The sequence below is a fragment of the Streptomyces sp. NPDC086777 genome (assembly GCF_040702065.1).
In the GTDB taxonomy this organism is placed as follows: domain Bacteria; phylum Actinomycetota; class Actinomycetes; order Streptomycetales; family Streptomycetaceae; genus Streptomyces.
Genome location: NZ_JBFBJI010000037.1, coordinates 74146 through 84451, shown reverse-complemented (window position 1 = coordinate 84451; position 10306 = coordinate 74146). Strand labels below are relative to the sequence as shown.

The 10306-nt window shown below is 69.5% G+C and carries 7 protein-coding genes; 2 read left to right on the top strand and 5 right to left on the bottom strand.

Annotation, left to right across the window (positions count from 1 at the left end):
- Positions 1 to 67: 67 nt before the first annotated feature.
- The 5 genes from AB0472_RS36490 to AB0472_RS36470 all read right to left on the bottom strand — a co-directional run bounded on the left by AB0472_RS36490 (position 68) and on the right by AB0472_RS36470 (position 8056).
- Entirely contained in the window at positions 68 to 1465 is a 1398-nt protein-coding gene (locus tag AB0472_RS36490) for an OFA family MFS transporter (RefSeq protein ID WP_366363103.1), read from the bottom strand.
- A gap of 1 nt (position 1466) precedes the next feature.
- A complete protein-coding gene (locus AB0472_RS36485) occupies positions 1467 to 2855 on the bottom strand; it encodes an OFA family MFS transporter (RefSeq protein WP_366363101.1) in 1389 nt (462 codons plus the stop codon).
- A gap of 124 nt (positions 2856 to 2979) precedes the next feature.
- Complete coding sequence (locus tag AB0472_RS36480) at positions 2980 to 5124, bottom strand: acetate--CoA ligase family protein (protein WP_366363107.1); 2145 nt, start codon at positions 5122 to 5124, stop codon at positions 2980 to 2982.
- Between the two features lie 4 nt (positions 5125 to 5128).
- Positions 5129 to 6361, bottom strand: coding sequence for a formyl-CoA transferase (frc, locus tag AB0472_RS36475; RefSeq protein ID WP_366363100.1), 1233 nt, complete (start codon positions 6359 to 6361; stop codon positions 5129 to 5131).
- Between the two features lie 12 nt (positions 6362 to 6373).
- Entirely contained in the window at positions 6374 to 8056 is a 1683-nt protein-coding gene (locus AB0472_RS36470) for a thiamine pyrophosphate-binding protein (protein ID WP_366363098.1), read from the bottom strand.
- A 189-nt stretch (positions 8057 to 8245) separates the two neighbouring features.
- Here AB0472_RS36470 and sucC point away from each other — a divergent pair, with 189 nt between their 5' ends.
- Both sucC and sucD read left to right on the top strand, forming a co-directional pair.
- On the top strand, positions 8246 to 9376 hold the full coding sequence (gene sucC, locus AB0472_RS36465) for an ADP-forming succinate--CoA ligase subunit beta (RefSeq protein ID WP_366363096.1): 1131 nt from the start codon (positions 8246 to 8248) through the stop codon (positions 9374 to 9376).
- Between the two features lie 11 nt (positions 9377 to 9387).
- On the top strand, positions 9388 to 10305 hold the full coding sequence (gene sucD / locus AB0472_RS36460; RefSeq protein WP_366363094.1) for a succinate--CoA ligase subunit alpha: 918 nt from the start codon (positions 9388 to 9390) through the stop codon (positions 10303 to 10305).
- The last annotated feature ends 1 nt before the right edge of the window (position 10306 follow it).

Genomic DNA, 10306 nt, shown 5'->3' with positions numbered 1-10306 from the left:
CCGGACCCGGGTCCGGGACTCAGCCGCCCCATCGGGAAGAGTTCGGCCCGAGGGCCGGCGGAGACCGTCAGGTGGCCGGCTGTGTCCGCACCGCTCCCACCGGTGTGGTCGTCCCCCGGCCCGGCTGCCTCAGCAGCAGGGCCACCCCCGCCGCCAGCATCGAGATGCCGCCGGCCAGGGCGTAGGCGCCGTTGTAGCCCCAGGCGCCGACGACCATGGAACCGAGGCCGCCGCCGAAGAGGCCGCTGATGAGTTTGCCGCTGTAGACGAGGCCGTAGTTGGTGGCGTTGTAGTTCTCGCCGAAGTAGTCCGGGGTGAGGGCGGCGAAGAGCGGGTAGAAGGCGCCGCCGCCGAAGCCGGAGAGGAAGGCGAAGAACAGGAACAGCCACTCGCTCTTGATGTCACCTGCCCAGATCACGCCGAACTGGGCGAGGCCGAGGACGACGATCACGAAGACGAGGGTCGGTTTGCGGCCGAGGCGGTCGGAGAGCCAGCCGACCACGCCGCGGCCGATGCCGTTGATGACCGCCATCACGCCCATCGAGGAGGCCGCGACCAGGGGGCCGAAGCCGACGTCCTTGGCGAAGTCCACCTGGAAGGAGATGCCGAAGATCGAGACGCCGGCCGTCATGACGATGGAGATCCACATCAGCGGGAGCATGCCGGTGCGGATCGCCTCCTTCGGAGTGAACTGGCGTACCGCGGGCGGGTTCTTGGCGAGGGCCGCGCCGGTCCTGGTGTCGGCCGTGTGGGTGAGGGGGTCGACGTCGGCCGGCCACCAGTTCTTCGGCGGGTCCTTGAAGAAGAAGGCGGTGACGAGGACGACGATCATCACGTAGGCGCCGATGAGGTCCAGGACCCGGTGGTAGTTCGCCGTGTCGAAGGCGTAGTTGAAGATGAAGATGAAGGGGAGGGAGCCGTAGGCGAAGCCGCCGTTCACGAAACCCGTTCGGGCACCGCGGCGTTCGGGGAACCACTTGCCGACCATGTTGATGCAGGTCGCGTAGACCAGCCCGGAACCCAGGCCGCCGATCACGCCGAAGCCGATGATCGCCAGCCAGATCTCGCTGATGTGGGAGAGGGCCAGGAAGCCGACCAGGCACATGCCGGAGCCGGTGTACATCGCCCGGCGGGCCGTGAGGATGCCCTTCTCGCGCAGCCAGCCCGCCGGGAAGGCGATGCCCGCCTGGAAGAACACCCAGACGCTCAGGATCCAGAAGGTGTTGGACTGCGTCCAGCCGTGCGCGTGGGACAGGGTGTCCTCCGCGGAGCCGTACGCGTACTCGAAGACGCTGATGGCCATCATGGCTGTCCACGGGAGGTACACCATGATGTTCCGGGAGTGGCCGAGGATGTCCCGGTCGGTCTCGCCGATCCGGTAGACGCGGCCGCGGGCGTCCGTGACCTCGCGGTACGGGCGGTGCCCGGCGTCCGTGCTGTTCGTGGCTACAGGGTCTGCCGTCATGTCACGCCATCTCCTCGCCGAGCGGATGCGGGTTGGGGACGATGCGCCGGGCGCTGGGCCTGCCCGGTGCCTTGAGGAAGAGGGCCAGCACTGCGGAGGCCAGGCCGACGGAGCCCGCGAGCACGAACGCGCCGTGGTAGTCCCACTCACCGACGACGACCGCGCCCAGACCGGAGCCCACCAGGCCGGAGATCAGCTTCGAGCTGTAGACCATTCCGTAGTTGGTGGCGTTGTTGTTCTCACCGAAGTAGTCCGCCGTCATGGCCGCGAAGAGCGGGAAGATCGCCCCGCCGCCGAACCCGGAGACCATGGAGCAGAACAGGAAGAACGGCATGCTGTGCATCTGGCCGGAGACCAGCACGCCGAACTGCGCGGTGCCGAGCACGATGCACACGATGATGAGCGTGCTGCGGCGGCCGTAGCGGTCGGAGATCCAGCCGATGACGCCGCGGCCGGTGCCGTTGACGATCGCCTTCAGCGACATGGCCGTGGCGACGATCCCGCCCGCGAAACCCATGTCCTTGCCGAACGGCACCTGGAAGGCGATGCCGAAGATATTGATCCCGGCCGTGCAGAGCAGACAGAACCACATCATCCACAGGACGGGCGTACGGGCAGCCTCCTTGGGTGTGTACTGCTTGACCGCCGGCGGGTTCTTCTCCAACGCCCGCCGTATCCTCGGGTCCTGAGTCGCCTTCAGCGGATCGACGTGCGGCGGCCACCAGTTCTTCGGCGGGTCCTTGAAGAACCAGCCGGCCGACGCCACCACCAGGCAGAGCCCGAGGCCGACCGCGGTGAGCACGACCTTGTAGTTGCTCAGGTCGAGCACCGAGGTGAAGAGGAAGACGAAGGGCACGGATCCATAGGCGAAACCGCCGTTCACGAAGCCCGTCTTGCCGCCCTTGCGCTCCGGATACCACTTGCCGACCATGTTCACGCAGGTCGCGTAGACGAGACCGGCACCGATACCGCTGCACATGCCGAAGCCGAGATAGGCGACGACCACGTTCGGCGCGAACGCCAGTGCCGCATAGCCCAGCAGTGTGCCCACCGCGCCGATCAGCATGGCCGTACGCGCGGGGAGCCGTCCGCTCTCCCGCAGCTGCCCGGCCGGGAAGGCCACGGCCGCCTGGAAGAACACCCAGACGCCCATCAGCCAGAAGATGTGCCCGCTGCTCCACAGATGTGCGTCGTGCAGCGTGTCCTCCGCCGACGTGAACGCGTACTCGGCGGAGCTGATGCCCATCATGCCCACCCAGGGCAGGATGACCATCCACTTGCGTGTCCGGCCCATCAGATCGACGTCACTCTCGCCGATCCGGTATCTGCGGCCGTTGCGGTCCGTCACCTCCCTGAAGGGGACGGACGCCGTGAGATCGATGGATGACATGTTCGCTCAGCACCCCTTGCGTCGAAAGTTCTGGCCAGCGCCCCCTGTCCAATGCCTTTCGTGCGCGCTCGGGTCCCGGGGCCGGCCGACGCGCACCGCCGGCCGGCCCCCTCCCGCACCTACGTCATGAGCCGCCCCCCAACAGTCCGGCCGCCCGCGCCCAGCGGTACTTGGCGCCGAGCACGGCCACCGGCCGCTCGGTCGTGTACGGGTACGCCACGACCCCCCGCTCGTACAGGTACTGGCAGGCCTCCTCGACCTCGACGTCCCCCGCGAGCGAGGCGACGACCGGCTTCTCGATGCCCCGCTCCCTGAACTCGCCGACCACCCGGGCCGTCAGTTCGGCGAAGACCATCGGTGGGGTGACGATGGTGTGCCAGTAGCCGAGGACCAGGGCGTGGATGCGCGGGTCCTCGAGGCCGAGCCGGATCGTCGCCTCGTACGTCGACGGCGGCTCGCCGCCCGTGATGTCCACCGGGTTGCCGGCGGCGCCGAACGGCGGGATGAAGCGGCGGAACGCCTCGTCCAGGTCCGGCGGGATCTCCATCAGCGTCAGCCCGTTGTCGGTGATCGCGTCGGAGAGGAGCACCCCGCTGCCGCCCGCGCCGGTGATGATCACGACGTTGTCGCCCTGCGGGGCCGGCAGCACCGGCAGGCCGCGCGCGTACTCCAGCATGTCGTTGAGGCCCGGCGCCCGGATCACGCCCGCCTGCCGCAGGATGTCGTCGTACACCGCGTCGTCGCCCGCGAGCGCGCCGGTGTGCGAACCGGCGGCCTTGGCACCGGCCGCCGTACGGCCCGCCTTCAGGACCACGACCGGCTTCTTCGGTACGGTCGCCCGCGCGGCCTCCACGAAGGCGCGGCCGTCCTTCAGGTCCTCCAGGTGCATGGCGATGCACTCCGTGTGCGGGTCCTCGCCGAACCAGGTCAGCAGGTCGTCCTCGTCCAGGTCCGACTTGTTGCCGAGGCCCACGATCGCCGACACACCCGTCTTGGTGGTGCGCGCGAACCCCAGGATCGCCATGCCGATCCCGCCCGACTGGGACGTCAGCGCCACCCCGCCCTTCACGTCGTACGGCGTGCAGAACGTGGCGCACAGGTCCTGCCAGGTGGAGTAGTAGCCGTAGATGTTCGGGCCGAGCAGGCGGATGCCGTGGCGCTCGCCGATCGCGACGATCTCCTCCTGGAGTTCGTGCTCTCCGGTCTCCGCGAAACCGGACGGGATGAGGACGGCGTTGGGGATCTTCTTCCGTCCCACCTCCTCCAGCGCCGCTGCCACGAACTTGGCGGGAATGGCGAAGACGGCCACATCCACCTCACCGGGAACGTCCGTGACACTCTTGTACGCCTTGCGGCCCAGAATGTCATCGGCCCTGGGGTTCACCGGATGGATCTCCCCGGCGAAGCCACCGTCCACGAGGTTGCGCATCACCGAGTTGCCGATCTTGCCCTGTTCGTTGGAGGCGCCGATCACGGCGACCGAGCGGGGCTGCATCAGCCGGCGCATGCTCTCCAGGATCTCGTCGCGCGGGTACTTCCTGCGCTCCGGCGGCTGCTTCTCCGCGAGGATGATCCTGATGTCCGCGGCGACCGCGCCCTCCGCGGTGGCGATCACCGGGTTGAGGTCCACCTCGGCGATCTCGGGGAAGTCCGCGACCAGTTGGGAGACCCGGCGGATCTGCTCGGCGACCGCCCACCGGTCCACCCCGGCCTGCCCGCGCACCCCGCGCAGCACCTCGGCCGCCTCGATGGAGTCGAGCATCGACAGCGCCTCGTCGGCGGTGACCGGCGCGAGCCGGAAGGTCACGTCCTTCAGCACCTCGACCAGCACCCCGCCGAGCCCGAAGGCGACGACCTTCCCGAACGTCGGGTCGGTGACCGCGCCGACGATCACCTCCGTGCCCTTCGGCAGCAACTCCTGGACCTGGACGCCCTCGATGCGCGCGTCGGCGTCGTAGCCGCGCGCGTTCTCGATGATCCGGTGGAAGGCCGCGCGCACGTCCGCCGCGCCCTCGACGCCCACGATCACTCCGCCCGCGTCGGTCTTGTGCAGGATGTCCGGCGACACGATCTTCATGACGACCGGTCCGCCGAAGCGGGCCGCGTACGCCACCGCCTCGTCGACGTCGGTGGCCAGCTCCTCGCCCGGTACGGCGATCCCGTAGGCGTCGGCGACCACCTTGCCCTCCGGCGCGGTGAGTGCCGTACGGCCTGCCGCGCGCACGGAGTCGAGGAGCTCGCGGACCCGCAGCTCCCGGTCCTCTGCCATCACGTCAGATCACTCCGTTCGACTTGAGCAGGCGCAGCTCCTCGTCACCGAGGCCGAGTTCGCCGATGTAGACCGCTTCGTTGTGCTCGCCCAGGAGTGGTGAACTGGTCACGTCCACGGGGGAGTCGGAGAGCTTGAGCGGGCTGCCGACGGTGACGAACTCGCCGCGCTCGGGGTGCGGGACGGTGACCACCATCTCGTTGGCGACCAGCGACTCGTCCTCGATGATCTCCTTGGTGGACAGGATCGGCCCGCACGGGATGTTGTGGGCGTTGAGCCGCTCAAGCACCTCCCACTTGGGGAGCGTCGAGGACCACTCCTCGATCAGCTGGAACATCTTGTTGAGCTTGGGCAGCCGGGACTCCGGGGTCGCCCACTCGGGGTCGTCCGCGAGCTCCGGCCGGCCGATGAGCCCGGTGATCGGCCGCCACCCGACGGGCTGCACGATGACGTACACGTAGTCGTTCGGGCCGCCCGGCGCGCACTTGACCGCCCAGCCGGGCTGGCCGCCGCCGGAGGCGTTGCCGGAGCGCGGCACCTCGTCGCCGAAGTCCTCGTTGGGGTACTCGGCGAGCCGGCCGTGGGTGAGTCGTTGCTGGTCGCGGAGCTTCACCCGGCACAGGTTCAGCACGGCGTGCTGCATCGCGACGTTGACGCGCTGACCGCGGCCGGTGCGCTCCCGCTGGAAGAGCGCCGCCAGTATTCCGGCTACTGTATGCACTCCGGTGCCCGAGTCACCGATCTGCGCGCCCGTGGCCAGCGGCGGGCCGTCCTCGAAGCCCGTGGTGGCCATCGAGCCGCCCATCGCCTGGGCGACCACCTCGTACGCCTTGAAGTCGGTGTACGGGCCGTCCCCGAACCCCTTGATGGAGGCGTAGACGATCCGGGGGTTGATTTCCTTGATGCGGTCCCAGGTGAACCCCATCCGGTCGACCGCGCCGGGACCGAAGTTCTCCACCATCACGTCGGAGCGCCGGATCAGTTCGGTCAGGAGTTCCTTGCCGCGCTCGGTCTTCGTGTTGAGGGTGATGCTCCGCTTGTTGCAGTTGAGCATCGTGAAGTAGAGGGAGTCGACGTCCGGGAGGTCGCGCAGCTGCTTGCGCGTGATGTCACCGGTCGGCGCCTCCAGTTTGACGACGTCCGCGCCGAGCCAGGCGAGCAGCTGGGTGGCGGAGGGGCCCGACTGGACGTGCGTCATGTCGAGGACTCGAATGCCCTCAAGTGCTTTGGCGGTCATGGGCGTTCCACCTCACTTGTACATGGTCTGGTTCATGGTTCCGGGGGCGTACGCGTCCGGGTCGACCCAGACGTTGATCAGCGACGGCTTGCCCGACTCCCGGGCCCTGCGCAGGGCGGGGCCGATGTCGGCGGGGTCGCGGACCTCCTCGCCGTAACCGCCCAGCATCTGGGCGAACTTGTCGTAGTGGACGTCGCCGAGGGTGTTGCCGACCCGCTCGCGCTCCTTGCCGTACTTGGCGGCCTGGCCGTAACGGATCTGATTCATCGAGGAGTTGTTTCCGACGATCCCGACGAAGGGCAGGTCGTAGCGGACCAGGGTCTCGAAGTCCCAGCCGGTGAGTGAGAAGGCGCCGTCGCCGAAGAGGGCGACCACCTCCTTGTCGGGGCGGGCCTGCTTGGCGGCGAGCACGAAGGGGACGCCGACGCCGAGCGTGCCGAGCGGCCCCGGGTCCATCCAGTGGCCGGGCGACTTGGGCTGCACCACCTGCCCGGAGAAGGTGACGATGTCGCCGCCGTCGCCGATGTAGATCGAGTCCTCGGTGAGGAAGTCGTTGATCTCGCTGACCAGGCGGTACGGGTGGATGGGGGAGGCGTCCGACCGCAGGCTCGGCAACCGCTTCTCCAGCGCCGTCTGTTCGGCGGCGCGCAGCTCGTCCAGCCACTCCTTGCGCCGGGAGGCCCCGCCGTTCACCCGGCCCGAGGCGGCCTCCGTCACGGACTTCAGGACCAGGCCCGCGTCCCCGACGATCCCGAGGTCGATGTCCCGGTTCTTGCCGACCGTGCGGTAGTCGAGGTCGATCTGCACGACCGTGGCCTCGGGGGACAGGCGCTTGCCGTAGCCCATGCGGAAGTCGAAGGGCGTGCCGACGATCACGATGACGTCGGCGTTGGAGAACGCGTACCGCCGGGAGAGCTGGAAGTGGTGTGGGTCGCCGGGCGGCAGGGTGCCGCGCCCCGCGCCGTTCATGTACGCCGGGATGTTGAGGGTCCGCACCAGTTCGATGGCGTCCGTGGTGCCGCGGGTCGTCCAGACCTGGCTGCCGAGCAGGATGGCCGGCTTCTCGGCGTGCACGAGCAGGTCGGCGAGTTTCTCGATGGCCTCGGGGTCGCCGGCCGAGCGGGTCGAGGCGCGGTAGGCGCCGGCCTTGGGGATGCGGGCCTTCGCGGCCGGGACCGTGGCGTCGAGGACGTCGCGGGGTATCTCCAGGAAGGAGGGTCCCGGCGCGCCGTGGTAGCACTCGCGGAAGGCCATGGAGACCATGTCGGCGGCGCGGGCGGTGTCCGGGACGGTCGCCGCGAACTTCGTGATCGGCGTCATCATGTCGACGTGCGGCAGGTCCTGGAGGGACCCCATCTTGTGCTGGGTGAGAGCCCCCTGGCCGCCGATCAGCAGCATCGGGGACTCCGCGCGGAAGGCGTTGGCGACCCCGGTGACGGCGTCGGTCGTGCCCGGCCCCGCGGTGACGACCGCGCAGCCCGGCCTGCCGGTGAGGCGCGCGTAACCGTCGGCGGCGTGTGCGGCCACCTGCTCGTGGCGGACGTCGACGACTTCTATGCCCTCGTCGACGCAGCCGTCGTAGATGTCGATGATGTGGCCGCCGCACAGGGTGTAGATGCGGTCGACCCCCTCGGCCTTCAGCGCCTTGGCAACGAGATGACCACCGGAAATCACGTCCTGGGTGTCGTCGGGCATGGCGAAGTCCTGTCCCTTCGTAGGGGGTGGGAACGCTCTCGCGGTACATTGCATACAGTCGACGAATACTGTATGAACCTTGTTATCCCGCATCCGGTGGGTGGTGTCCAGGGGGTGTGCGGCACTTTCCAGTCATCGGAGTTCGGCCTCTCGATGACTTCTCGACGGACTTCGCAGACAGGAGCCGGAATGGACCTGTACGAACACCAGGCAAGGGAACTCTTCGAAGATCACGGCATCGTGGTGCCGAGGGCCGAGGTCACCGACTCGCCCAAGGAGGCCCGGGAGATCGCCCGCCGGCTCGGCGGCAGGGTCGTCGTGAAGGCGCAGGTCAAGACCGGCGGCCGGGGCAAGGCGGGCGGCGTGAAGCTCGCCGCCGACCCGGCCGCGGCCGAACTCACGGCACGTCAGATCCTCGGCATGGACATCAAGGGGCATCCGGTCGGCAAGGTGATGCTGGCCCAAACCGTCGACATTGACAGCGAGTTCTACGTCTCCTACGTCCTCGACCGGGCGGCCGGCGGCTTCCTCGCGATCGCCTCCGCCGAGGGCGGCACGGAGATCGAGGAGGTGGCCGCGACCCGGCCGGAGGCGGTGGCCCGGATCCCCGTCGACCCCGCGGCCGGCGTCACCTCCGCCAAGGCCCAGGAGATCGCCGCGGCCGCCGGGCTGCCGCCGCAGACCGTCGACGTCCTGGTCCGGCTCTGGCAGGTGCTGGTCCGCGAGGACGCGGTGCTCGTCGAGGTGAACCCGCTCGTACGCACCGCGGAGGGCCGGATCCTGGCCCTCGACGGCAAGGTCACCCTCGACGACAACGCCCGTTTCCGGCAGTCCCGTTGGGGTGCCGACGAGGGCGAGCACCGCGACCCGCTGGAGGCGGCGGCCGCCGCGAAGGGACTCAACTACGTCAGGCTCGACGGCGAGGTCGGCATCATCGGCAACGGCGCCGGCCTGGTGATGTCCACCCTGGACGTGGTGGCCGGCTGCGGCGCGCGGCCCGCCAACTTCCTGGACATCGGCGGCGGGGCCTCCGCCCGGATCATGGCCGACGGACTCTCGGTGATCCTCTCCGACCCGTCCGTGAAGTCGGTCTTCGTCAACGTCTTCGGCGGGATCACCGCGTGCGACGCGGTCGCCGACGGGATCGTGCAGGCCCTGGAGACCGTCCGGCTGACCAGGCCGCTGGTGGTCCGCCTCGACGGCAACAACGCGGTCCGCGGCCGGGCGATCCTCGACGGCCGCGCGCACCCCCTGGTCGAACAGGCCACCACCATGGACGGCGCCGCCCGCCGTGCCGCCGAACTCGCCACCACCGCCTGAGGAGTTCTGTCATGGCGATCTACCTCACCAAGGAGAGCAAGGTCCTCGTCCAGGGCATGACCGGCGGCGAGGGCATGAAGCACACCCGGCGGATGCTCGCCGCCGGGACCGACGTCGTCGGCGGGGTCAACCCGCGCAAGGCCGGGCAGACCGTCGACTTCGACGTCCCCCAGTGCCTTAAGGGCCTGGGAGGTGCCCCCAGTGCGGTCCCGGTCTTCGGCACGGTCGCCGAGGGTATGGCGGCGACCGGCGCCGACGTCACCGTCGTCTTCGTGCCGCCCGCCTTCGCCAAGGCCGCGGTACTGGAGGCCGCCGACGCCGGCATCGGCCTCGCGGTGGTGATCACCGAGGGCATCCCGGTCCACGACTCTGTCGCCTTCACCTCCTACGCGCGGGCCCAGGGCACCCGGATCATCGGACCCAACTGCCCGGGCCTGATCACCCCCGGCCGGTCCAACGCGGGCATCATCCCCGCCGACATCACCAAACCCGGCCGCATCGGCCTCGTCTCCAAGTCGGGCACCCTGACCTACCAGCTCATGTACGAGCTGCGGGACATCGGCTTCTCCACCTGCGTCGGCATCGGCGGCGACCCGGTCGTCGGGACCAGCCACATCGACTGCCTGGCCGCCTTCCAGCAGGACCCCGACACCGAACTCGTCGTCCTCATCGGGGAGATCGGCGGCGACGCCGAGGAGCGGGCCGCCGCCTACATCCGGGAGCACGTCACCAAGCCGGTCGTCGGCTACATCGCCGGGTTCACCGCGCCCGAGGGCCGCACCATGGGCCACGCCGGCGCCATCGTCTCCGGCTCGGCCGGGACCGCCCGGGCCAAACAGGAGGCGCTGGAGGCGGTCGGGGTGCGGGTGGGGAGCACGCCGACCGAGACCGCCCGGCTGGTGCTGGAGCTCCTGGAAGCCGGGGGTTGAT

What these genes read in the sequence shown, in the direction of transcription:
- sucC (WP_366363096.1), top strand. Translation starts at nt 8,246, where the DNA reads ATGGACCTGTACGAACACCAGGCAAGGGAACTCTTCGAAGATCACGGC.
- AB0472_RS36470 (WP_366363098.1), bottom strand. Translation starts at nt 8,056, where the DNA reads ATGCCCGACGACACCCAGGACGTGATTTCCGGTGGTCATCTCGTTGCC.
- AB0472_RS36485 (WP_366363101.1), bottom strand. Translation starts at nt 2,855, where the DNA reads ATGTCATCCATCGATCTCACGGCGTCCGTCCCCTTCAGGGAGGTGACG.
- AB0472_RS36480 (WP_366363107.1), bottom strand. Translation starts at nt 5,124, where the DNA reads ATGGCAGAGGACCGGGAGCTGCGGGTCCGCGAGCTCCTCGACTCCGTG.
- sucD (WP_366363094.1), top strand. Translation starts at nt 9,388, where the DNA reads ATGGCGATCTACCTCACCAAGGAGAGCAAGGTCCTCGTCCAGGGCATG.
- frc (WP_366363100.1), bottom strand. Translation starts at nt 6,361, where the DNA reads ATGACCGCCAAAGCACTTGAGGGCATTCGAGTCCTCGACATGACGCAC.
- AB0472_RS36490 (WP_366363103.1), bottom strand. Translation starts at nt 1,465, where the DNA reads ATGACGGCAGACCCTGTAGCCACGAACAGCACGGACGCCGGGCACCGC.